The organism is Bacteroides cellulolyticus (assembly GCF_025567135.1).
In the GTDB taxonomy this organism is placed as follows: domain Bacteria; phylum Bacteroidota; class Bacteroidia; order Bacteroidales; family Bacteroidaceae; genus Phocaeicola; species Phocaeicola cellulolyticus.
Genome location: NZ_JAOQJJ010000014.1, coordinates 39,605 through 64,625 on the forward strand (window position 1 = coordinate 39,605; position 25,021 = coordinate 64,625).

General features: G+C 39.3%; 23 protein-coding genes. 17 read left to right on the top strand and 6 right to left on the bottom strand.

What is annotated here, in order from left to right:
• The first annotated feature begins 51 nt into the window (after positions 1–51).
• The 12 genes from OCV82_RS11760 (at position 52) to mcrC (ending at position 13,704) form a co-directional block, all read left to right on the top strand.
• The gene (locus tag OCV82_RS11760; RefSeq protein WP_154044562.1) at positions 52–459 is read left to right on the top strand and encodes a hypothetical protein; all 408 of its coding nucleotides are present in this window, start codon (positions 52–54) and stop codon (positions 457–459) included.
• Between the two features lie 82 nt (positions 460–541).
• A complete protein-coding gene (locus OCV82_RS11765) occupies positions 542–1,792 on the top strand; it encodes a clostripain-related cysteine peptidase (RefSeq protein ID WP_262543623.1) in 1,251 nt (416 codons plus the stop codon).
• 17 nt (positions 1,793–1,809) lie between these two features.
• Positions 1,810–2,463: an HAD family hydrolase gene (locus tag OCV82_RS11770; protein ID WP_154044564.1), complete on the top strand. Its 654-nt coding sequence runs from the start codon at positions 1,810–1,812 to the stop codon at positions 2,461–2,463.
• Positions 2,464–2,556: 93 nt separating this feature from the next.
• Entirely contained in the window at positions 2,557–3,378 is an 822-nt protein-coding gene (gene panB, locus OCV82_RS11775; RefSeq protein WP_154044565.1) for a 3-methyl-2-oxobutanoate hydroxymethyltransferase, read from the top strand.
• A gap of 106 nt (positions 3,379–3,484) precedes the next feature.
• Entirely contained in the window at positions 3,485–4,657 is a 1,173-nt protein-coding gene (locus OCV82_RS11780) for an MFS transporter (protein ID WP_154044566.1), read from the top strand.
• A gap of 9 nt (positions 4,658–4,666) precedes the next feature.
• Positions 4,667–6,355: an energy-dependent translational throttle protein EttA gene (gene ettA / locus OCV82_RS11785; protein ID WP_154044567.1), complete on the top strand. Its 1,689-nt coding sequence runs from the start codon at positions 4,667–4,669 to the stop codon at positions 6,353–6,355.
• Between the two features lie 380 nt (positions 6,356–6,735).
• Positions 6,736–9,195 carry a DsrE/DsrF/DrsH-like family protein gene (locus OCV82_RS11790; RefSeq protein WP_154044568.1) on the top strand — a complete coding sequence of 820 codons (2,460 nt, stop codon included), beginning with the start codon at positions 6,736–6,738 and terminating at the stop codon, positions 9,193–9,195.
• Between the two features lie 3 nt (positions 9,196–9,198).
• Positions 9,199–9,576 carry a MarR family winged helix-turn-helix transcriptional regulator gene (locus tag OCV82_RS11795; protein WP_154044569.1) on the top strand — a complete coding sequence of 126 codons (378 nt, stop codon included), beginning with the start codon at positions 9,199–9,201 and terminating at the stop codon, positions 9,574–9,576.
• Between the two features lie 24 nt (positions 9,577–9,600).
• Positions 9,601–9,975: a NifB/NifX family molybdenum-iron cluster-binding protein gene (locus tag OCV82_RS11800; protein WP_154044570.1), complete on the top strand. Its 375-nt coding sequence runs from the start codon at positions 9,601–9,603 to the stop codon at positions 9,973–9,975.
• 167 nt (positions 9,976–10,142) lie between these two features.
• Positions 10,143–10,598 (top strand): hypothetical protein, encoded by a 456-nt coding sequence (locus OCV82_RS11805; RefSeq protein ID WP_258321716.1) that lies wholly within the window; start codon positions 10,143–10,145, stop codon positions 10,596–10,598.
• 21 nt (positions 10,599–10,619) lie between these two features.
• On the top strand, positions 10,620–12,665 hold the full coding sequence (locus tag OCV82_RS11810) for an AAA family ATPase (protein ID WP_154044571.1): 2,046 nt from the start codon (positions 10,620–10,622) through the stop codon (positions 12,663–12,665).
• Positions 12,658–13,704 carry a 5-methylcytosine-specific restriction endonuclease system specificity protein McrC gene (gene mcrC, locus OCV82_RS11815; protein WP_154044572.1) on the top strand — a complete coding sequence of 349 codons (1,047 nt, stop codon included), beginning with the start codon at positions 12,658–12,660 and terminating at the stop codon, positions 13,702–13,704. Before OCV82_RS11810 ends, mcrC begins: the two co-directional genes overlap by 8 nt.
• A gap of 82 nt (positions 13,705–13,786) precedes the next feature.
• On the opposite strand, the gene OCV82_RS11820 is transcribed toward mcrC, so the two are convergent.
• Both OCV82_RS11820 and OCV82_RS11825 read right to left on the bottom strand, forming a co-directional pair.
• A complete protein-coding gene (locus tag OCV82_RS11820) occupies positions 13,787–14,788 on the bottom strand; it encodes an agmatine deiminase family protein (protein WP_154044573.1) in 1,002 nt (333 codons plus the stop codon).
• A gap of 1 nt (position 14,789) precedes the next feature.
• A complete protein-coding gene (locus tag OCV82_RS11825; protein WP_154044574.1) occupies positions 14,790–15,509 on the bottom strand; it encodes a hypothetical protein in 720 nt (239 codons plus the stop codon).
• 239 nt (positions 15,510–15,748) lie between these two features.
• Here OCV82_RS11825 and OCV82_RS11830 point away from each other — a divergent pair, with 239 nt between their 5' ends.
• From OCV82_RS11830 to OCV82_RS11845, 4 genes are read left to right on the top strand one after another with little or no spacing between them, the layout of a single operon-like run.
• Positions 15,749–16,255: an RNA polymerase sigma factor gene (locus OCV82_RS11830; RefSeq protein ID WP_154044575.1), complete on the top strand. Its 507-nt coding sequence runs from the start codon at positions 15,749–15,751 to the stop codon at positions 16,253–16,255.
• A complete protein-coding gene (locus tag OCV82_RS11835; RefSeq protein WP_154044576.1) occupies positions 16,252–16,710 on the top strand; it encodes a hypothetical protein in 459 nt (152 codons plus the stop codon). Before OCV82_RS11830 ends, OCV82_RS11835 begins: the two co-directional genes overlap by 4 nt.
• Positions 16,711–16,723: 13 nt before the next feature.
• Positions 16,724–17,173: a DUF6108 family protein gene (locus OCV82_RS11840; protein ID WP_262543629.1), complete on the top strand. Its 450-nt coding sequence runs from the start codon at positions 16,724–16,726 to the stop codon at positions 17,171–17,173.
• A gap of 28 nt (positions 17,174–17,201) precedes the next feature.
• Entirely contained in the window at positions 17,202–18,089 is an 888-nt protein-coding gene (locus OCV82_RS11845) for a hypothetical protein (RefSeq protein ID WP_154044577.1), read from the top strand.
• 72 nt (positions 18,090–18,161) lie between these two features.
• On the opposite strand, the gene OCV82_RS11850 is transcribed toward OCV82_RS11845, so the two are convergent.
• From OCV82_RS11850 to corA, 4 genes are read right to left on the bottom strand one after another with little or no spacing between them, the layout of a single operon-like run.
• Positions 18,162–19,310, bottom strand: a complete 1,149-nt coding sequence (locus OCV82_RS11850) for a site-2 protease family protein (RefSeq protein ID WP_154044578.1) — start codon at positions 19,308–19,310, stop codon at positions 18,162–18,164.
• A gap of 16 nt (positions 19,311–19,326) precedes the next feature.
• Entirely contained in the window at positions 19,327–20,520 is a 1,194-nt protein-coding gene (locus OCV82_RS11855) for an esterase (protein WP_154044579.1), read from the bottom strand.
• A 53-nt stretch (positions 20,521–20,573) separates the two neighbouring features.
• Positions 20,574–21,221: an endonuclease III gene (gene nth / locus OCV82_RS11860; RefSeq protein WP_154044580.1), complete on the bottom strand. Its 648-nt coding sequence runs from the start codon at positions 21,219–21,221 to the stop codon at positions 20,574–20,576.
• A 6-nt stretch (positions 21,222–21,227) separates the two neighbouring features.
• Complete coding sequence (corA, locus tag OCV82_RS11865; RefSeq protein WP_154044581.1) at positions 21,228–22,265, bottom strand: magnesium/cobalt transporter CorA; 1,038 nt, start codon at positions 22,263–22,265, stop codon at positions 21,228–21,230.
• A 241-nt stretch (positions 22,266–22,506) separates the two neighbouring features.
• Between corA and OCV82_RS11870 the strand changes: the two genes are divergently transcribed.
• Positions 22,507–25,020, top strand: a complete 2,514-nt coding sequence (locus tag OCV82_RS11870; protein WP_154044582.1) for a DUF4962 domain-containing protein — start codon at positions 22,507–22,509, stop codon at positions 25,018–25,020.
• Position 25,021: the final 1 nt, after the last annotated feature.

Consider the following 25,021-nt stretch of genomic DNA (forward strand, 5'->3'; position numbering starts at 1 on the left):
TCTTATATTGGCTATAAATGATTACTTTTGTCCCATTATAAACAATTGAATATGCGATATATAAAATTATTATGTTTTTTGTTTGCGGTATCTGTATTTGTAGGTGCAGCAGCAAAGAAATCAAAGAATAAGGATAAATATGGAGTGTATATGGTAGGAGTTTCGGCTTCGTTTACTGACTCTTTGGTTTATTTTACGGATATCCAGTTTTTGGACAGTGCCCTAGTGGACGGAAAAGGTTTCCTTGTCGGTCGTTCACAGTATAGTGTACAGCTAAAAGATTATCTTGAAACGAAAGAAGGCGGCAAGAACCGTACATGCTTTATGTTCTTTAATTTGAAAAAGAACAAATTGCAGAAAGAATTGCAGAAACTGAAAGAGAAATATAACAAGGGTAAGAACATGGTTTTGAAGGATGTTAACCCTGAATTTAAATTTGAGAAGGCTGAACTTTATTAGTCTTCGTGATTGACGTATCGCTTTGCTTTTTTTGTCAGGCATGGCGATACGTCTTTTTTGTTTTTATACGTTTTATCTTGATATGAAAAAACTGTTGTTACTGTTATTGTCCGTATTTGTTTTTGTATCATGTTCGGACGAAATACCAGAAGAGAAAGTACCGGTAAAGTCGGGGAGGACTGTATTGGCATATTTAATATCTAACAATAAATCTGGAAGCTTGGATAAATACTTGAAACAGAATCTTGTGGATATGTATTCAGGCCTTTCGCAAACTACAGATTCATGTACATTGTTGGTTTATTATCGTCCTTATGATGGTGATGCTGATGGTTTGGAAGGACCAAGCCTGCTGCAGTATAATTCCGACGGAAAGGGCAATATAAATAATAGAAGAAGTTTACAGGGTGGAGATCTTAATCCTTCAAGAGTTATTGCAGAAGCGTATTGCAGTCCGTACATTGAGAAAAATCATAATGCAACGGACATGAAAACCATGGAACGTGTGTTGGACCAGATGGTAAAACTGTCACCTTCTACAAATTATGGTATAATATTCGGTTCACACGGAACAAGCTGGATGCCGGGTAATGAAATTGCAGCACGTTCTTTTGGAGATGATGCGGGATATAATATCAATATACCTGAGATGGCTGAGACATTGGAAACTGTATTCAGTGACAGACAGCTGGATTTTGTTCTTTTTGATGCATGTATGATGGCCACGGCGGAAGTATGTTATGAATTTAAGGATGTAACAGATTATTTGATAGGTGCAGTTGTGGAGACTCATGTATATGGACATCCATACGATATTGTATTGCCGAAATTATATCAGAAAGATGTTCCTTATGGTGATATTTGCAAGGATTATATAGATTATAGCAGACAGTTGGGTGCTTGGGGAACTTGTGCGGCAGTAGATTGCAGCAAGATGGATGAATTGGCAGACTGGGTAGGCGCTAATCTGGATGTTTATTCAGACAAGTTGTTGCCTTTGGATATGGATGATGTCCAACAGTATGGAGTAGGTTCATTCAAGTATTTTTCATTGGATGTAGTCGATTTCTTTAAGACTCTCAATGACGGTGAAACCCCTGAAGGTCTGGACAACTTGATGAACAATCTAATAATAGCGAAGGAAGGTTTATTTGGAGATAATTATAAAGTAGTTGATATATTGAAGTTAGATGAAGACCGTTTCTGCGGCATAGGTATGTATATTCCTTATAGAGTTAACAATTCAAAATGGAACTCATACTATGAAACCCTTTCATGGTATAAAGCTGTAGGATGGGATCGTTTTAAGACATTATTGACCACCAATCAATGATTAATTTTAACTGGACGATGGATAAAACTAAAACTATAGCCGCACTTTTCGATTTTGACGGTGTGGTGATGGATACAGAATCACAATATACAATATATTGGAATGAAGTAGGACGTATATATCATCCGGAAATGGAGAATTTCGGATTAATGATCAAAGGTCAGACTTTAGCGCAAATATACGACCGTTATTTTAAAGGTATGGATGCTGCCCAGGCAGAGATTACTGCCGGACTGAACAAGTTCGAAAGTGAAATGAAATATGAGTATGTTCCTGGCGTGGCGGATTTTATGAAGGAACTTCGCAATAATGGTGTCAAGATAGCTATTGTGACGAGCTCCAACGAAAAGAAGATGGCGAATGTATATTCTGCTCATCCGGAACTGAAGAGTCTGGTTGACAGGATCCTTACGGCAGAGATGTTTACCCGCTCTAAACCGGCACCTGACTGTTTCCTGCTTGGTGCGGAGGTTTTTGAAACAGTTCCTGCCAACTGTGTGGTTTTCGAAGATTCGTTCCATGGCTTGCAGGCAGGTACATCGGCACAAATGGCAGTTGTGGGATTGAGTACTACCAATCCTGCGGAAGCTATAAAGGACAAATGTAATCTGGTTATTCCTGACTTCACTGGTTTTACTTATAAGGACATGATTTCACTGCTTGAAAAGTGACATCAGCAAGTAAAATCACACTTAATTTGGTTAAATGATATAAAACATCTAATTTTGCCGAGTTTTTAAACTGACTTAAATTAAAAAGAAAGTATGGCAGGATATTTATCAGGTGATGTGCGTAAGGTTACCACACACCGTTTGACAGAAATGAAACAGAGAGGCGAGAAGATTTCTATGCTTACCTCATACGACTACACAATGGCGCAGATTGTTGACGGAGCCGGAGTTGATGTTATCCTTGTGGGAGACTCAGCATCAAACGTAATGGCAGGAAACGTCACAACACTTCCTATCACAATAGAACAGATGATTTATCATGGCAAGTCTGTTATGAGAGGCGTAAAACGTGCCTTGGTGGTAGTGGATATGCCTTTCGGAACATATCAGGCAGATGCATACGACGGTGTGCGCAATGCTATCCGCATCATGAAGGAAACCCATGCTGATGCCTTGAAGCTGGAAGGTGGCGAAGAAATCATTGACACTGTAAAGAAGATTATCGGTGCCGGAATGCCAGTGATGGGACATCTGGGACTTATGCCTCAGTCTATCAACAAATACGGAACATATACAGTGCGTGCAAAGGAAGATGCAGAAGCTGAAAAGCTTATCCGCGACGCTCATCTTCTTGAAGAAGCAGGATGCTTCGCACTTGTACTTGAAAAAATTCCGGCTGAACTTGCCAAGAGAGTAGCTTCGGAAATTACAATTCCTGTAATAGGTATCGGTGCAGGAGGTGGAGTTGACGGACAGGTATTGGTAGTTACCGATATGCTTGGAATGACAAAAGGTTTCAGCCCTAAGTTCCTTCGCCGTTATGCTGACCTTCATACTGTCATGACAGATGCTATAGGTCAGTACGTAAGTGATGTGAAATCAAGTGATTTCCCTAATGAATCAGAACAATACTAATTCTAAAATATAAGAAAAGGACTAATAAATGAAGAACGTAAAGCCTTGTTTCATAGGCTGGATATCTTCATTTATTGGTCCTGTGTTTTTTTATAAGATATAATGTATGTTTAGTACTTCTTACAATACTTCGGAACAGGTTTTCTGGAATAAGAACTTCATACTTCTTATTCTTTCCAATGTATTATTGTACATAAGCGTTTACATGCTCTTTCCGGTGTTGCAGACTTGGATTGTAGGCAAATGGGGATATTCTCCTACAGGTGCATCTTTGGTGTCATCTTTGTTCGGCATAGCATTGTTTTTACCAGGAGCAGTCAACAACTACCTTGTAGATACATTTAAGCGTAAAAGTGTATGTACAAGGAGCATAATGCTGTTTGCGCTTCTCGGATTGCTTTATCCGTACGCTGATCAGATATGGATGGTATATGCCTTGCGAGCCCTTCAGGGAGCATTGTTTGCCATAGCGCTTATGGTGACAGGAAGCACTCTGGTAATTGATGTCACACCTAGCTCGTTCAGAAGCAAGGCCAATTGGGTATTTGCCTTTTCGGGAGGAGTCGGTATGTTGCTGGGGTTGTCTGGAGGACTGTATCTGTCTTCCATTTTCTCGTTGAACAATATGATGTACATTTCGGCAGCCTTTGCCGGAGTGGCATTGTTTCTTGTGTCGATGATAGAAATCTGTTTCCGTGCCCCGCTTGAACCACCATTGTTTTCTTTCGACAGGTTTATCCTTTTCCGCAATATCCCTCCGGGAATAAATATGATGACTGTACCTTTTGTTTTGGGAACGGTAGTTGCCGGTAAACCCGATTATTTTTTCTATCTTTGTATTGTTCTTGGGTTTGCAATCTTCTGGTTCATCCCCAAGCAGATAAAGAGGAAAGCCGATGATATAGTGCGGATTGTGACAGGATATATATTCATTACATTGTCAGTTTATCTGGTTTCGTCATATCAGCATCATATAGTCCTCTGTGCTGCCGGAGTAATGATGGGACTTGGTGTGGCTTCCGCCATGTGCCAGTACCTGAAGATAATGATAAAGTTGCCGAAACATTGCGAACGCGGTACGGGATATCATACATATCAGCTGATGTGGGAAATAGGTATAATGATGGGAGTAGCATTAGGATTTTTTGTATGCAGATATTATCAATCAGATCCGTTGACACTGGCAGGCGGAATATGTATGGCAGGTCTGTTAGGCTATCTTCTGTTTACACGCAGATATTATCAGAAAAGAACACTAAGCAATTCAACAATTAAATAAATAAAGAATATGGCAGACGACAAAAAAATTATCTTTTCAATGGTCGGAGTGAGCAAGTCATTCCAGAACAACAAGCAGGTATTGAAAGACATCTACCTATCCTTTTTCTATGGAGCCAAAATCGGTATCATAGGTTTGAATGGTTCCGGTAAGTCAACTTTGATGAAAATCATTGCCGGTATCGAGAAAAGCTACCAGGGCGAAGTGGTATTCTCTCCGGGATATTCAGTGGGATATCTTGCTCAGGAACCGCAGCTGGACGATACAAAGACTGTGAAAGAAGTAGTAATGGAAGGTGTTCAGCAGGTCGTAGATACACTGGCAGAGTATGAAGAAATCAACAATAAATTCGGTCTGCCGGAATATTACGAAGACCCTGAGAAGATGGATGCACTCTTTGCGCGCCAGGCAGAACTGCAGGATATTATCGATGCTACAGACGCATGGAACCTCGACAGCAAGCTGGAACGTGCCATGGACGCACTGCGCTGTCCACCTGAAGACCAGTTGGTGAAGAATCTCTCCGGAGGTGAACGCCGCCGTGTGGCATTGTGCCGTCTCCTTCTTCAGAAACCTGATATCCTCCTTCTTGACGAGCCTACCAACCACCTTGATGCTGAAAGTATCGACTGGCTGGAACAGCATTTGCAGCAGTATGAAGGTACTGTAATTGCCGTTACCCACGACCGTTACTTCCTCGACCACGTTGCAGGATGGATTCTTGAACTCGACCGTGGCGAAGGTATTCCATGGAAGGGTAACTATTCAAGCTGGCTTGAACAGAAGACAAAACGTATGGAGATGGAAGAAAAGACTGCCAGCAAGCGTCGCAAGACTCTCGAACGCGAGCTTGAATGGGTACGCATGGCTCCTAAGGCACGTCAGGCTAAAGGTAAGGCACGTCTTAACTCATACGACAAACTTCTTAACGAGGACGTTAAGGCTAAGGAAGAAAAACTTGAAATCTTCATTCCTAACGGACCACGTCTCGGTAACAAGGTTATTGAAGCCAAGCACGTGGCTAAGGCATATGGCGAGAAGCTTCTGTTCGACGACCTCAACTTCATGCTTCCGCCTAACGGTATAGTAGGTGTCATCGGTCCTAACGGTGCCGGTAAGACAACCCTTTTCCGTCTGATTATGGGACTTGAAACTCCTGACAAGGGAGAATTCGAAGTAGGAGAGACTGTAAAAGTGGCATACGTTGACCAGCAGCACAAGGATATCGACCCTAACAAGACTGTATATCAGGTGATAAGCGGAGGAAACGAGCTTATCCGCATGGGTAACCGAGATGTCAATGCACGCGCATACCTGAGCCGCTTCAATTTCTCAGGTGCCGACCAGGAAAAACTTTGCGGAATGCTTTCAGGTGGTGAGAGAAACCGTCTTCACCTTGCAATGGCACTGAAGGAAGAAGGTAATGTATTGCTTCTCGACGAGCCTACCAACGATATCGACGTAAATACTCTCCGTGCCCTTGAAGAAGGTCTTGAGGATTTTGCAGGATGTGCCGTAGTAATCAGTCACGACCGTTGGTTCCTCGACCGTATCTGTACTCATATCCTCGCTTTCGAAGGCAACAGCGAAGTGTTCTACTTCGAAGGTTCATACACAGAATACGAAGAAAACAAGATGAAGCGCATGGGTAATGTGGAACCTAAGAGGGTACGTTACCGCAAGTTGATGGAAGATTGATAGATATAATGATAAATATGATTAAAGCCGTTGGAGATAGTTCTTCAGCGGCTTTTCTATTATATGGTTTCAAGTCATAAATATGCAAATAACCTTACAAAATCTATAAATACAACTTATATTTATAAAAACACAAGTTGTATCTATATAAATATAAGTTGTATTTACATATAAGTAATCTATATTTATAGAAAATGTCAAATCAAAAATGTTTTATTTCATGCCTATGGTAAGTTTCTTGCCGGGCGTTTAATTCTTTCCATATCATCCGTAATAAATGTTAATCATTTTGTTTATTGGGAAAATAGTTATTTCTTTGCAAAAGTTTCCAATGGAAAATATTTTAAGTGGTGAATAAAATAATAAAACAATAATACATTATGAAGTATCTTATAGTAGGAGGTGTGGCAGGAGGAGCCACTGCAGCGGCAAGAATTCGCAGAAACACGGAGAAGGCTGAGATTATCATGTTCGAGAAAGGGCAGTACATTTCGTATGCCAACTGTGGATTGCCATATTATATCGGCGGAGTGATAGACGACAGGAATAAACTTTTCGTTCAGACTCCGGAGGCTTTCGGCAAGAGATTCAACATCGACGTTAGAACAAACTCGGAAGTAGTATCTATCGATGTTAAGAATAAGACAGTTGCTGTGCGTACCAAGGATGGCAGGGAATATAGTGAGCAATACGACAAACTTCTTTTGTCGCCGGGAGCATCGCCGGTGGTTCCGCCGTTGCAGGGGATAGACAGCAAGGGTATATTCACGCTGAGAAACGTAAACGATACTGACAAAATCAAAGAATATATCAGCAAGAACACTGTAAAGCGTGCCGTTATTGTTGGTGGCGGTTTTATCGGTCTTGAAATGGCTGAAAACCTCAGACATGCAGGAATGGAAGTGGCTGTAGTGGAAATGGCAAATCAGGTGATGGGACCTATCGACTATTCCATGGCGGCACTCGTACACGAACATCTGCAGCAGCAGGGCGTGAAGCTGTATCTTGAACAGGCGGTTGAGTCTTTCAAGGACAACGGCACTTCGCTTGATGTAAACTTCAAGTCCGGAATTTCGCTTACTGCCGAACTGGCGATACTTTCTATCGGTGTTCGCGCGGAGACAAGACTTGCGGCAGAGGCAGGATTGAAGTTGGGCGAGATGAAGGGTATCTACGTGAACGAATATCTTCAGACATCGGATGCCGATGTATATGCGGTGGGAGATGCTATAGAGTTCCCTCACCCAGTAACAGGAAAGCCTTGGCTTAACTTCCTTGCAGGACCGGCAAACCGTCAGGCAAGAATTGTGGCCGACAATATGGTGTTCGGCAATAAGGTTAAATACGAAGGTTCGATAGGAACAGCCATAGCCAAGGTGTTCGACCTTACGGTAGCTTCTACAGGTCTTCCAGCAAAGCGTCTGAAACAGATGGAAATACCGTATCTTTCGGCTACAATACATTCTGGCTCACACGCCGGTTATTATCCCGGAGCGTTGCAGATGGATATAAAGATTACTTTCTCACCGGAGGACGGTCGTCTGTACGGAGCGCAGATTGTGGGTTATGACGGTGTGGACAAGCGTATAGACGAATATGCTTTGGTAGTGAAAAACGGAGGTACGGTATATGACCTTACAAGACTGGAACATGCGTACGCTCCACCATTCTCGTCAGCCAAAGACCCTGTAGCTGTTTCAGGTTATGTGGCAGGAAACATCCTTTCAGGCAAGATGACTCCGCTTTACTGGCGTGAACTTCGTGACGCGGATCTTTCTAAGGTCACTCTTATAGATGTGAGAACTCCTGACGAATATTCTTTGGGCAATATACACGGCTCGATAAATATCCCTCTTGACGATATGCGCAACAGAATGGGTGAGATACCGACAGATAAACCTGTGTTCCTGTATTGCGGAGTAGGGTTGAGAGGTTATCTTGCATCGAACATTCTGAAGGAAAACGGGTTCAAGGATGTGCGCAATCTGATAGGTGGTGTAAAGACATACAAGGCAGCCGTGACAAAAGTCTGCACTCCCGGCGATGATGCCATGAAGTGTGCTGCCGAAGCAAAAGAGGCATGTTCGTGTGTAGTGGAACAGAGCGAAGCAAAGACCATAAAGGTTGATGCATGCGGTATGCAGTGCCCTGGTCCGATATTGAAACTGAAAAAGACAATGGAAGGACTTAAACCTGGAGAAAGACTTGAGATATCGGCTACAGATGCCGGTTTCCCGAGAGACGCTGAATCATGGTGCCGCACTACGGGTAATAAGTTCATATCTTCTTCACCTTCTGCAGGTATATATAAGGTAGTAATCGAGAAGGCTACGGCATGTGCCGCAGAGGCAGTAAAGCAGCAATCTTCGGCAGACGGAAAGTCATTCATCCTTTTCAGCGATGACCTCGACAAGGCTCTTGCCACATTCGTACTGGCAAACGGAGCTGCCGCCACAGGAAAGAAGGTTACTATCTTCTTCACATTCTGGGGACTGAATGCCATCAAGAAGGAACGCAAGCCGAGTGTTCAGAAAGACATCTTCGGTAAGATGTTCGGCATGATGCTGCCTTCAAGCTCGAAGAAACTCAAACTATCGAAGATGAATATGGGCGGTATCGGCTCGAAGATGATGAGATACATCATGAAGAACAAGGGTATCGAATCGCTGGAATCCCTCAGACAACAGGCTATCGACAATGGTGTAGAGTTTATCGCTTGCCAGATGTCGATGGACGTAATGGGAGTGAAGAAAGAAGAGTTGCTCGACAATGTAACGATAGGCGGAGTAGCCACATACATGGACAGGGCACAGGAGTCTAACGTAAATCTGTTTATCTGACGCATGGAGAAAATATCATGTATATGCAAGATGCGTGAACTTTATAAGGCTATCACCGAACTGGAGGATAGCCTTATGGAGATTTACGGCATATCACTCAACGAGGCTATGGTGATGTGCAGCATTGGCAGCAGGAAAGTTGCCGCAGGAGAGATTTCACAAATCACTGGTTTCAAGTCGTCGCACCTCTCTAAAGTCCTTCGCTCGATAGAGGACAAGGGATTTCTGATAAGGGATTTCGGCGACAAAGACAAACGTCAGATTTATTTCTCACTCACAACGGAGGCCATGCAGTGTATGGAGAAACTGAAATGCGAAGGTCTGCCCGTACCGGAACTTTTGAGTGAGTTCTTCGCGTGCGGTCATGGAGAAAAAATGTAAGTATTATTTTAATTTTATAGATATATGAAGAAAATAGCATTACCGACAAGAAATGGCAATATTGACGACCATTTCGGACATTGTGCGTTCTACACGATTATAACAGTCAATGACAATAATGAAGTTGCAAAAACAGAAATCATGCCTTCACCTGAAGGATGCGGATGTAAGTCTAACATAGCATACCAGCTTCAGGAAGACGGAGTGACACTTATGCTTGCCGGCAATATGGGTATGGGTGCCCTCAACAAACTGTCTTCTTGCGGAATCGAGGTAGTGAGAGGTTGCAGCGGTCTGGTAATGGATGTGGTTGAGGCTTATCTCAAAGGTGAGTTGAAAGACTCTGGCGAGGCATGCAGTCATCATGGTGACGACGGACATGAGTGTCATAATCATTGATTTTTAATATTGCGGGATGTGCAAAATGAGCAACCGGAGCTGGGGCTTGGGTTGCTCATTTTTCATATGTATGTGGTAAAAAATTATTCTTGGTTTGCAAGGAAAGAGTTCTTTTATTATTTTTGGAAATACATTGCATTTTAGTCATTTATAATGAGGAAATAAAAATGAATGGAAGAGAAGACAGTAAACAGAATGATTTGTTCTTTTTATGCAGTTTAATAGAATATATCGGAAGGCAAACAAAAAATGAACGTAGTGTCATTGTCAATGCTTTAGGTCGGAAAGGACTGGAGCATTATTATGAATTGGCAGAGGTATATCATTGCGAGAATATTGATAAGGTAACAGACGAAATTATTAATAAATATGGTATAGTTCTAGGACACTATGATAATGTATCTAAGGCTGAAGACGGTATTCCTACACATTGGGATATTGGTAAAGTACTACAACGTATTATCCTTAAATTTGCTGATAATTCGGATGGAGACATAATTAGTGCCCTTATAAAAGTCTATAATTCATGGATTATTACTAAAATTGATGACTATAATAGTTCTATGTATTATGAGAATACAAGTTATCAGTATGAATCGTTATTGGCGGGGAAGGCCTTATAAATAAATTTAAATATCAATACTATGAATAATTTAAAGTTGAAAGAACTAATACACGAGTACAAAGAAAAATTTAATGATACGATACCATATGAGATATACAAATGGAAGGCTGTAAAGTGCTTCCAGGATAATTGGGATATTGATGCTAAGGATTTTTCTTCAATGTTAAAATCGTCTTTATTAAGAACAAGGAATTTATTGGCATTCATGAATAATTTTCCAGGTAAAATGATAAGAAGCTATGCGGAATCTTATCCTGAAGAAGTACGTTTGTTGTTTAAAATGTTGTATGATGAAAGTCAAGACTTGGTTATACGAATAGAGTCATTTATAGAAGGAATTAAGTATATTCATTCAAAATGGGATATTGATGGAAATAAAAATCATTTTCAGAGTTATACTGTGATAAGTATATATTTATGGCTTCGTTTCCCTGATAAATATTATATATACAAGCCGGCTGTTGCGAAAAAAATATTCAAAGAAATTAATGGGAAAGAATTGTTTGCCAAGAAAGCGGAAGCTGTTATTATGGTATATAAGTTGTATGATGAAATATCCGAAATGTTGATGTACGATTCTGATTTGCGTCATATGCTTAAAAACGTAATGACAAGTGATTGTTATCCTGATCACTATATGAAAACTGCTACAGTCGATTTTGTATATTCCATTAGTAAGCCTATAAAGTTCTCAATAGCTGGCAAAAGTGAGAATAAGAAGATTTTTAATGTTGATAATTATAAAGTGATGGAATCTGTTCCCGTACCCATAAAAAACAAAAACTATTGGTGGCTTAATGCTAACCCTAAGGTCTGGAGTATGTCTGAATGGGTGGTAGGAGATCTTCAGGACTATACATTATTTAATGATAACGGCAATAAGCGACGTATTTATCAGAATTTTATTGATGCCAAGGAAGGTGATATTGTAGTATGTTATGAATCAAATCCTACAAAACAGATTTTAGGACTTGCCGAAGTGGCAAAAGCCAATGATGGAGAAAAGATAATGTTCAGGAAAACAGAGACATTATCTTCACCTATAGACTTTTCTACTATTAAGGAAATAGCGGAACTGAGAAATATGGAATTCCTTGTTAATCCTAATGGTAGTTTCTTTAAATTGACTTGTGCTGAATATGAGATTATCATTGATCTTATCAGAGAAAGCAATAAGTTGCCGGATGTTGTGTCTTTGGAGAAATACAGTAAATCGGATTTCCTTAATGAAGTATTCATGGATGAAAAGGATTACGATAGACTATCTCACCAGTTGAAAGTAAAGAAGAATGTAATTCTACAAGGGGCACCAGGTGTGGGAAAGACGTTCAGCGCTAAAAGATTGGCATATTCTGTTATGGGAGTTAAAGATGACAGTCGTATATGCTTCATACAGTTTCACCAAAATTATTCGTATGAAGATTTTATAATGGGATACAGACCTGTAGAAGATAAGTTTATTCTTCGAAAAGGAATCTTCTATGATTTCTGCACCCTTGCAAAGAATAATAGGGATAAGGACTACTTCTTTATAATTGATGAAATAAATAGAGGTAATCTGTCAAAGATTTTCGGTGAACTGCTTATGCTTATTGAAAAAGATTATCGTGGCGAAAAGAATAAGATGACACTGGCTTATACAGGCGAAAAGTTCTATGTTCCGGAAAATCTATATATAATAGGAATGATGAACACAGCCGACAGAAGTCTAGCTATGATAGATTATGCTCTTCGCCGAAGATTCAGTTTCTTTAATATCAAACCAGGATTTGAAACAGAAGGTTTTAAGAAGAAATGTTCATTGGTAACAAATCCAAAACTTGAAAAACTTGTCAGGAAAATAATAGAACTTAATAAAAAGATAATAGAGGATGATTCTTTAGGAAGCGGATTTGAAATAGGTCACAGCTATTTATGTTTTAAAAATCCTGTGGATGTTACTGATGATTTTTTAAGGGGAGTGGTAGAGTATGATATCATCCCAATGCTTGAAGAATATTGGTTCGATAATAAGAATAAAGTTAATGAATGGTCTGAAAAATTAAAATCAGCATTGAATGACTAGAGACAAAGGCATATTGGTTCGCAATATTTATTATATGTTGACTTATGCTTTTCAGGAATTACGTAAGAACAACTATGATGATATTGCAAAGGAGGATTTCGAGCAGATATTGGAATTATTTGCTGAAATTCTGTATAAAGGTGTTTCGTTGCAGCTGAAACAAGGACTATATAAAGAATATGTAAATTGTCATGAAATATTACCTGTGTTGAAAGGACGTTTGGATATTGAAGATACCATCAACTGTATGATACAACATAAAAGTCTGTTGGGATGTGATTATGATGAGTTGTCAGAGGATAATATCTTCAATCAGATAATAAAAAGTACAATACTTTTATTGATTAGGAATAACAGTTTACGTCATAAATATAAAAAAGGTTTACGTTCTATTTTGCCATTCTTTGGAAATGTTCATGAGTTAAATCTGATGACAGTAAAATGGAAATTATTGAGATTTCAGCGTAATAATCAGAATTACAGGATGCTGATGAATATATGCTATTTTATTGTTGATGGAGTTTTGATGACAACTCAGAAAGGCGAGTTTAAGATGGCTACATTTACTGATGAACACATGAACAAGCTTTTTGAACGTTTTGTGTTGGAGTATTACCGTAAGCATCACAAATATTTGAAGGCAAATTCGGATATGGTTGAATGGGATATTTATGATACAGAAAGCGCTGTTGTTGATTTTTTGCCTTCAATGAAAACAGATATATCATTACATAATGGAGATAAGACACTTATAATTGACACCAAGTATTATGGTAGTATGACTCAAACCCAGTTTGGTAAATCTACTATTCATTCTGGAAATATGTATCAGATTTTTACTTATGTTAAGAATAAGGATTGTGATAATTCAGGTAATGTTTCAGGCGTTTTGCTGTACGCAAAAACGGAAGAGGAAACAGTTCCTGAACTTGATGTTGTTATAGGTAAAAACCGATTTCTCGTTAAAACCCTTGATTTGAACCAACGATTTGATGAAATATCCAAACAGTTGGATTTAATTGTATCTGTTTGTTTCTGAGTGAGTTAGCATGAAACGAAAAAATGAGTAACTGTTGCTAGGCTTCGGTTACTCATTTTTTTATATATGGACAGAATAAGATTTAATCATCCAGACATTTCATGTAGTATTCGGCTATTCCCGGGAATTTGTCGGCAAATTTTCTTATGTTATGTTTACACATGAAGATTATCTCTTCATCGGTGAACATGCGGTTTTTTGTTGAATCGTCTTCATAATCAAGGCTATTGTACAATTTCAGATATCTTGTTTCCTGTTCGTTTGCATATCTGCACCAGCTTACGCAGTTGATACCACCGCCATCCTTTACCAAATCAGAAATATTGAGCTGCTCGATTGTGTAATAGGGGTAATATGCATTAACCTGTTCCAATGCCTGCTCATCCTCTTCTTTCCCTAAAGATGGCAATACAATTAGATTTCCTACAGTCAGGAAGTTAATGTAAGCCCAACTTTCTGGTGATGTTTTTTTGACGTTATAGGACAGTATCTTTATCTCAAACTTGTCGGAAAGCCTATTTATCACTTCATTGCTGTATTCCTTGTCAAAGTCGTGATAGTTTGTCATAAGTATGGAATTGTCGGAAATAGGCTTGATTATCCCGTCAGAATGACCATATTTTTCAGCTCTGTCCCAAGGAATGAAGATGATTTCACATTCCATCTGTTCCTCCAGAAGATTTTTTAGAGTATTCTCATTTACTGTCGGATTTTCTACAAAGACCTTTTCTGTCATTATTGCTTTGTTTCCAACTTTAACGACATTACCTCCGTCTATGATTAGAGGAGTGTCCTTTATCTTTAATTGCATGTCTCGGCATATGTCCAGTGAATCTGTAATATATTTTCGATTGCTTGCGCTATTCATCAAGTAGTCTGGCTTATATTCATAGCATAGGTATCTCTCTTTATCAAGCTGTATCGGCATGTAGTCCCTGCACCATACATCCTTTGTGTTTGGAATGATGTCATAAGCTACATTATGCCTGTTCAATATTCTTGCCAATCCATGGTATATATCAGGATAATCGTTTTTAAGCCATTCTGAGAAATAGACTGCGTTACATTGGTAATCGGGTATCATATCAATCTTTGTTTATTGAGTATCTCCACATTCTTTGGCATTGTTTGTATTTATTATTTTTTGTTAGTTGTTCCTTAGTCTTTGATGCTGGTATCTTCTCAAAATGATCATACTCAGCAACATTTAATCTAGTATTCACACAGCGTATCTTTTTTCTGTCATTCTCGTTGCCGTCAACCCATTTCACACTAAAACCATCAAATACAGAATATTGAGAATATAATGCCTCATATAGGTAAGTGGATCTTTTTTCAGGATTTGATTCAGAGCATACTTTGATGTTTTCCTCACCGTACTTTTCAGTCTGTTCCTCTTTCTTATTACTCTTATCTATCCAAAATTCTTTTATCAAAGCGGAGAATCTAACAGGCAAGTTATCGACTACTTTTTCAAAAGTTATGTCTATTCCGGAAACGTGGTTGTGTAATACTCCTATTGGAAATACAGGCATCTTTTTTCCATCATTACTGTCTCTATGATATACAATATAGTCTTTAATCTTATCCTCACCTTCTCCTTCCTCATGGTAATACATCTCAACACAGGTAGGGTGGACGGTTACATAAGAATCACTGTTGTTCTTGGTGACTTTAAAATGGCCTGACAATATAGTTTCTGCTATAGGCTTGAACGCTTCAGATATTTTACCGTTCTTGTCATCCTTATCTATTCCTTCATGTTCTCTTAAATTGAAGTTCTTGATTTTCTCTTTTAATTCCATATTTATTTTTATTTATTATTATATTTAATATATTAATTATCAATGTGTTACGTTTGCAAATATATGTTCTTTCCTTGAATTTGACAAAGCTTTGAGTATATTTTTATCAGGAATGTAATTGCTGCTAAATAACGAATATTCCCAGATAAAAATAAAAAAATATTCATCTTCTCTGTTACAAAACCTATATCTTTACGTTTACCTTTTTGAAAACGAATAGTACGGACCCGATAAAAAGCATGAGTAAAGAAACACTGACATCGACTTTTACAGAACTGAGGAAGAATTTTCTCAGGCTTGCAATGCGTTTCCTCCCCAATAAGGAGGATGCCGACGATGCACTTCAGGAGGCTTTCTTCCGGTTGTGGCGACATGCTGACAAGATCGGTTCGCGCGAAGAAGCAGAGGCACTTACGGTAGTGACGGTGAAAAATCTGTGTATTGACACACTGCGCAAGAGGAACAATATTCCTACTGTAGAGTTGGATGAGAACAGAGATGAATCCGTTTGCGACCAGGCGGATGAGAGTATTGAGAGAGAAGAGCGTTTCCGCACGTTGGAACGTATCATAGAACTCAGGCTGACACCTCTGCAACAACAGATTTTACGGATGAAAGAGTATGAAGGAAAAAAGTATGATGAAATAGCCGAAATACTCGGAATGCAGGAACCGGCTGTGCGGATGCAACTGTCGAGAGCAAGAAAAGAAATCAGGGATTGTTATTTAAAACAGATGGAACGATGAAAGAAAACGAACGAACTTATCAGCAGTGGAAAGAGTTGGCGGAACGCTACTTTGAAGCCCAGACAACAGATGTTGAAGAAGAAGCATTGGCACGTTTTCTCGCCACACCGGCTTCGCAAGGGAAGGAGTTCGACGAGCTTCGTGCCGTAATGGGATTTGTCGCTACAGGACGTGCAATACATAACAGGCAGCGTACGCGTAGAGTACGGTTGAGATATTATGCGGCAGCCGCAGCTATTACGGGTGTGTTGGCCTTGACTGCTGTATGGCAGGTGGCAGAAAGGACTAACGTCTGTGTGGCCTATATCAACGGTGAGCGTTACACTGATAAGGAAATAGTTTTTTCGGAGGCTATGAAATCCATCGATAAAGTGCGACATGATTTGCCACAGGAAACAGTTCAGGAACAATTGTCGGACATCTTTCAGACAATTGGAACATCAGTTGAAAACTAAAAAATAATGAGATATGATAAGACGATTGATTATACTGGGAATTACCATGCTGGCTGTGCTGCCTATGTCGGCACAGAAGGGTATGCATGTGGAAACCTTGTTCGACGGTCGCTTCAAGCATGACAAGAGGGCGGTAGAGGTTCTTATCAAAGGTAAGGAACTGAAGAAATATCATCTGACGCTTTTCCGTAGTCTGACAGTAACAGATGCTCCGGCATTGTCGGATGAGATAGAGGCACTTGTTGTAAAGGATGCGGAAACGGCTGTTGACAAGGAAGTTGGGAAAATTGGTACACAGTTGTATTATGGTTTCTATTGTTTCCCGCCACAGGATGAAAGTTACCGATATCTGTTCTACAGAAATACCTCTGTGGTTTCTGACGGTACAAAGAAACCGGAAGTTACGGTGGTATATATGGAAGGACAGGTTACCCTGGAAGAACTGAAACAGATGTTTAAATAGGAAGAAACAAATAAAACATTATAAAGATATGAAGAAAATGATTTTGCTTGTAGCAACATTGCTGATTGCGGCAGGCGGGTATGCTGAAAGTAAAGACTCATTGAAGGTTGAGAATGTAATGAGTATTGATAACCCTGATAGGGTAACAATAACAGAGTCAAACAACCGCATGAAGGTAGAAATTGACGGAAAGAAAGACAATCCGGATTTCCGTTATGTCCGTGAGGTGGAAATATCCCCTTCGGATGTTTCGGTTACAAAAGAACGTAACAGTGACTGGGATTTCAATATCCCGTTCAGAAAGCATACAGAAGAACAGAAACGTAAACGGAATGCATTTGTGGTCAAGGACTTCAAAATAGGACTTTCCACAGTTCAGGGAGCTCCCGACAATATGGATGTAACCATGGGTTCTTCATGGGAAATTACTACTCCTTCGTTTGGTTGGGAATATTATCCATGGCGAACAAATACATCTTTTTCCATCGGTGTGGCTTGCAGTTGGCGTAATTACCGTATGACCGGAAAGCAGCGTTTCGTAAAAGAGCCTGGTACGGATATGTCTATCGGTGCTTATCCTAAAGATGCTGATATTCAGTTCTCTCGTATCAAGGTATTCAGTTGGTCCGTTCCAGTTATGTTTACTCATAAAACGGAAAATAACTTCAATTTCAGTTTCGGACCGATTATCAATTTCAATACGCATGCCAGTATGAAGACACGCTACAAGCTGAATGGAGAAAAGTTTAAACTGACGGATGATAATATTCATCAGACTCCAGTGACAGTTGATATTCAGGCTTCATTCGGTTTCAATACTTTAGGGTTCTATGTAAAGTATAGCCCATGTAAGGTGCTTGACACTACGTATGGTCCGGAGTTCTCGGCATTGTCTGTAGGAGTTGTCATATTCTGATATAAACGTAAAGAGCAACCAAGGTCTCAGGGCTTCGGTTGCTCTTTTTCGCTTTTTATAAAGGAATAAAATTTACTGTTTGCTTATATCACTATAAAATACGGAAGTGTATTTCATCAGAGCTTTCTCGCATAAGGCATCGCCCACGTTATAATAACTCTCGGAAATTTTGTTGAAACGTTCCATAATCTTGTCTGCCTTTTCACGGTCTTTATCGTAAATCAGGGCAATGGCATATTGGATTCTTAACGCGGAAGGTCGGAATGTGGCATTCTGGTTCAAGTAAATCATAATATTTTTGTCATTGATAGCCTCTTCGATTTTGCTTTTATCACCATTGTCTATCAGATTGAGGAACAGACGTTCCATAGCTATTTCGTTTTTGTATATCTGAATTATTTCATTCCATCTTTCTTCGGCTAAGGCTATCAGATTATGTGCTTTATCGAAATCCAGTCTGTCAAGTGCCACAGCCAGATCCATGGTAAGGGCACAGACATGAAACGGAGACGACATGTCGAGCCGCTTATTGTCTGAATAATACTCTTCCATAGCTTCGTGAGGCCTTTTGCCACTTTGTGTTTTTGCCAGAAAACGGAGTGAATCCAGAAACACCTGTGTGGAGAACTTGTCTTCTCTGAGTCGCAATATATTGTAACCGTCGTTTGGGATACCTGAGAAAGTGGAAGGAATACCGTTTACCAGAAAAAAGCATATCCCTACACCTGCAAACAGCATCAGGAATATATTCAGATATGGGTTTAGCGATTCGTGGCATGTCCACAACAATATCCCGCTAATGACGGAAAACATCAGATTGAATATTACGCCTCCAAGATTGTAAAGCATAATCCCGAAATCCGAGTCTCCATTTTCGGGTGGGAGCAGAAGGCATTGCCCTCCGGCACCCGCAAGTTTCATGGTAGAGAGTCTGTAGTGCCCGTCACGCTTGGTCAGTATAAAACCGAATGCCATAAAGGAAATGAATTTCCATCCGCGCATCAGAGCTACAGTAAGATGTCCCGTTTCATGTATTATTATCTGCATGAAGATACATACAATCATTATCAGGAATGAAAGCAACAGATTTGTTATAAGAGAAACAAAACCTTGTTCCTTGCCGAAAAAAATTATTAATGAATATCCGATGCATCCTCCAAAAATCAATGACAATACTATAAACAGTATTACGGCAATGTTTTTCTTTAAAAAACCAATCATGCTAGTCCTGGAATTATTATTTGAAAATCATTGTAGCAAATTCAGACAGATATATTCTCCAGTTGCGCCAGATGTGTCCGCCGTCGCTTTCTCTATACACATATTTGTAGTTGTGTTTGTCAAGCAGCTTTCTGTACTCCACGTTGGCATTATACAGGAAGTCTGTCTTTCCAATTGCAATCCAGTAAAGTTTAGGGGCTTTGCTGAACTGTTTAGCCAGTTTTTCTTCCATGTTTTTATAGATATCTGAATCTTTTTCCTTATCGGGAAGTATTGCTGCAGAGAAAAGACCTACATAATCGAATTTGTCCGGATATTCTTTGGAGATATGAAGTGAATGATATCCACCCATTGAAAGGCCGGCTATGGCACGTTTGGATTTTTTATTCTCAACCCTGTAATTCTTTTCTATGAATTTCATTATTTCAGGGAAGGTAGTCTCCATGGTGCCTTCCATTGTTCTTGGAAGATTCATTGTCGGTTTGTACATTCCTAAAGACGATTCTCCAGGAGCAGCTTCCTGATCTACATTTCCGTTTGGCATCACCACTATCATAGGTTCTGCCTTTCCCTTAGCTATCAGATTATCCATTATCTGTGCTGTCCTTCCAAGAGTGGTCCAGGCATCTTCGTCGCCACCCATTCCGTGAAGCAGATAAAGCACAGGATAGCGCTTGTTGCTGTTTTCATAACCTGCAGGTGTATAGATAGTCAGTCGGCGGTCATAGCCTAAGGCGTCGCTGTGATACCAGCGTTTCGTTACCGTTCCATGGGGAACCTTGTTTACACTGTACAAGTCGCCAGGCTCTCCCTTTACTATGAATATATTGAAAACGGATGCTACATCGCGGCTCACATATACATTGTTCGGATCTGTCACTTTCAGACCATCAACTATGAACGAATAATTGTAAAGCTCTGAAGCAAGAGGTTGTGGAGTGGTATATTCCCAAACACCGTTCTTGCCTTCTTTCAGCTCGGCATATCCCGGTACATCTACCTTACCGAACTGAGTATCCATTTTTACAGTAGGCAGGAAGTCGCCTGTAACCTTTACCTGAACAGCTTTGGGTGCATGAAAACGGAAAGTTACGGTATTGTTCGGGTGTATTTCAGGCGAAGTGATGTTCTGTCCACCCCATAATGATTCCTGAGCGGAACAAGTCAGACTTATAAATAAAGCCGATAATAAAAGATTTAATTTTTTCATGGTGTAATATTATTTCTTGTTTGAGTTATGTTATTTATGTTGATATGAATAATTTATTCAGGTTTGACTTTAAGGGATTCTTTACATATTCCGTTTAATCCACATTCCGAACATTTAGGCGAACGTGCAATGCAGACATATCTTCCGTGCAGTATCAGCCAGTGATGAGCTTTAGGAACAATATCCTTTGGAATATATTTCATCAGATAATTCTCAGTGGCAAGCGGAGTGGTGCATGATTTCGGTACCAGACCGATTCTGTGGCTCACGCGGAACACATGTGTATCTACTGCCATTGCGGCTTTATTGAATACCACGCTTTGTATTACATTGGCGGTCTTGCGGCCCACACCAGGTAGTTTCACAAGTTTTTCCAGTGTATCCGGCACAGTGCTGTTATATTCGCTTACGAGCATCTTTGCCATTCCGACGAGGTGCTTGGCCTTATTGTTGGGGTAGCTCACACTGCGGATATATTCGAATATCACTTCCGGAGTGCTTGCGGCAAGGGCTTCCGGAGTAGGGAAGTCGTGAAACAACGGTGGAGTTATCATGTTCACACGCTTGTCCGTACATTGCGCGCTAAGTATCACTGCAATTAGCAGTTCAAAAGGGTTTGAGTAATGTAGCTCTGTCTCTGCCACCGGCATTGCCTTCTCAAAATATTCTATAACCTTATTGTATAATTCCTGTTTACGCATAGTCTGTTACCATTTTTTGTGTCTGAAAAAGAAGAAAAGTGAGATACCCATAGTCAGCATCAGTGCCCATGCGAAAAGGTATCCGTATTCCCAGTGCAATTCGGGCATCCATTCGAAGTTCATTCCCCATATTCCGGCAAGGAATGTCAGAGGGATGAAGATAGTGGAAACTATGGTGAGCTGTTTCATTATGTCGTTCAGACGTTGGTCGTTTCTTGATATGTATAGGTCAACGATGGCTGTTATAAGGTCACGACAGCTTTCCATTGTCTGAAGTACGAATTGCAGGTGGTCGTTCACATCGTTGAAGAACGGACGTTGCTGTTCGTTCAGCAGTTCGTTGTCGGCATGAAACAGTTTGTTGATGTGTTCCTTCATCGGGAAGATACATTTCTTTATGATACGGTAGTTTTTTCTGTATTTCTGTATGTTTTCTATTCCCGGTGCGTCCGGATTGTGGGGAACTATTAGGGCTTCTTCCATATCCTCCAGCTCGTCTTCCATGGTTGTCAGCACTGACATGAAGTTTGCCATGGAGCTGTTCAGTATCACACTTAGCAGATAGTCCGACTGGCGGTGACGGATCTTCAATGTGTTTTTGTTCAGAGCGGAAATAATCTCATTGAAGAAATCTGTTTCTTTTTCAACGAATGTGAGAACATATGATTTGCCTTGAATGATACATAGTTGCATCGATTCATAATCTCTATCCTTGTTCATCGTCAGGAGCTTGATGATTATTACATTGTAATCATCGTGTTCTTCCACTTTTGTGAGATGTTCCGGATTAAGGATATCCTGAGTAGTCAGAAAATCGATGCAGAACATCTGGCATATATTTTTTATTTTATCAGTATCCTGCATACCGGTAATCTGTATCCAGTTTATTTCGTCCTCGTTCATTAATTCCTGAAGATGCTCTAGTTCTATATCCTTATGATACGTGATGGAGTCTTTCTTATATGAACACAGATTTATTTTGGTAGGACATATGTTCTCGCCTGTATATCTCAGTTGTTCTGTAAGTAGGTTGTTTTTGGTCATACAGTTAATTTTATAGCCATTAATATAGTTTAAAACCAAAGGTAATTATAATATGTGAAAATATATACTTTTCAGTTACAAATTATAGGAATAATAATGATAGTTATCTTTGATATCGTTTATAAATGAAGATAAATTTATGAATTCTGCCAAACGAAACGGATTTGAAAGTATTTGCAACAGTATTGAAAATGATAAATGATTGGTACATACTACTTTTGTGACATTAAAACTTAATACCATGAATAATAAATTAAAGAAATTACTTTTTACATTTCTAATATTGTTTTTGTCTATTGTTGACGTTAATTCGATTTTACGTTATAATTACATTCATGAGAATGTAAGGACTGTTCCGTATCCACAAAAAGGGGTAACTTTATATATAAATCCGTGTGCGTTATTTGTACCATTATCTATGAAAAAGGAAGAGAATATACAGTTTGCATTATCTTGTGATAATAAATTTTCAGATAATGCTACTATATATTCCGAAATTCGTCCGTGGTGTATGTTCAATCCCCACCAGGTTTTGAAACCGGGAATATGGTACTGGAGATTTCGTAATGTTTCTGCTGAAGGTAAATTTTCAGAATGGAGTGAAACCTATTCTTTCGAGATTACTGATGATATCCCCGAATTTGTAACTCCTTCTTTTGATGTATTTCTTTCAAATGTTCCTAAAAAAGGAAATAGAATATATTGTTTCTTGTCTGACAAAATAGAGAATGCTAGAAAAGATATATATAAACATCCTGAGTATAATGACATGATAAGTCAGGCAAGGCAAGGAATTGCGGCAAATTATACTTTTGATGTTAATCCTTATAATAAATTGAGTGAAATGTCAGAGCTTGCAGTTAAATTGCAAACCGCATATATCCTAATGGATCGTCAGGTATATGCTGATAAAATGGTGCAGTTTGCCAGGCGTTTGTTGTCAGTGGAATTTGAAGAATCTCGTCTGGCAAATGATTTTTTTGCAGGTGACCTGGCTTTTTTTATGGCTAATGTGTATGAAACATGTTATTCAATTTTGACAGTAGAAGAAAGGACAAAGATCAAGGAGCTTGTTATTAATGTGTTTGAATACTATCGTAATTTGATGTATGGACATGAAGAAAATCATGTTTTTAACAATCATTTTTGGCAGTTTCCTGTAAGAAAATTTATTCAGGCTGCTTTGGTCTTTCACGATAAAGATCCTTTGGCGAAGGAGATTTTAGAATATCTTTACGAAATATGGACATGTAAAGCTCCGGCTGCAAATCTTAATAGAGATGGGAACTGGCATAATGGGACAAGCTATTTCAGTGCAAATGCAGTTACTTTAAGTTATATGGCTTCGTTGTTTTCGTATCTGACAGGTGTAGATTTTCTTAAGCATCCATGGTATAGAAATGCGGGTAAAGGACTTGTTTATAGTTGGCCTCCTGAATCTCTGTCTGCAGGATTTGGCGATGGGCATGAAAAGACCAATGACCAGCCGTTGCGTATCCGTAGCGCATTTGCGGACTTTCTTGCCCGTGAGACAGGTGATCCTTATGCATCATGGTATTCCTCTATAAATCAATTGTATAAGACTGATTATGAGTTGAGGCTTTACAGAATGTTGAGTGGTAAATCACGTCCTGTAAATAATTCTTTACCCTCTGACGTCTCTAAATCAGTGTGGTTTAAAGATAGTGGAGAGATGATATATATTGATTCTTTGTCGGATTATAAACATGGTATGTATTTGAGTTTTCGTTCTAGTCCGTTTGGTTCAGGCAGTCATACTCATTCAAATCAGAATGCATTTAATATTCATTATAATGGAATACCTGTTTATCGTTCATCAGGATATTATATGAATTTCAGTGATGCTCATAATATAATGTCATATCGCCATACAAGGGCTCATAACACAATTCTAGTAGATGGCATAGGTCAACCTTTTACTACAAGGGCTTATGGGCAAATAACTCGTATGCTGAAAGGTGAACACATAACTTATGCATTGGGAGACGCTTCAAATGCGTATTGTGGTGTTAGTGAGTATCCTATGTGGAACGAAAACTTCAGTAAAGTAGGAATAGAGCAGACTCCTGAAAATGGGTTTGGAGAAACTCCTTTGACAAAATTCTTTCGCCATGTTATTGTTCTTGATAAGGATATTGTTGTTTTATATGACGAAATGGAGGCAAAGAAAAATGTTAGATGGGACTGGCTGCTGCATAGCCCTGTACGTTTCAATATAAATGATAATACACTGGTTACTCATAATGAAGAAGGTGGTTTTACCGCTACGGCTTATATTATATCGGAACAGTCTTGTATATACTCGCAGACAAATGATTTTACCGAACAGCCTGATGAAAATCTGGCTGTTAGAGGTGAACGTTTGGAGAAATATTGGCATTTGAAGGCTACTTTCCATCCTTCAAAATATAATAGGATACTTACCGTTATAATAATAGATCAGGATGGAAAAGAGAAACGTAAGATAGTACGTTGTCATAAGTCAGGAGGCATACAAGTGGGTGGATGGAACATATCAGCCGAATTGAATGTAAGTAAACCTGCCAGTATAATTATAACCGATGGAAAATCAAAGTTTGGTTATGGTAAAAAAAGTATTGAAATTGAACCAAGAAAAATATATAAACTAAAAGATAAGAATGCTTCTGTTCTATACGACTGCATAGATGGTGAATGGAAGACCGAAGAAATGACTGATAGAAGATTAAAACCTACATGTGTAATAATTAAATAGC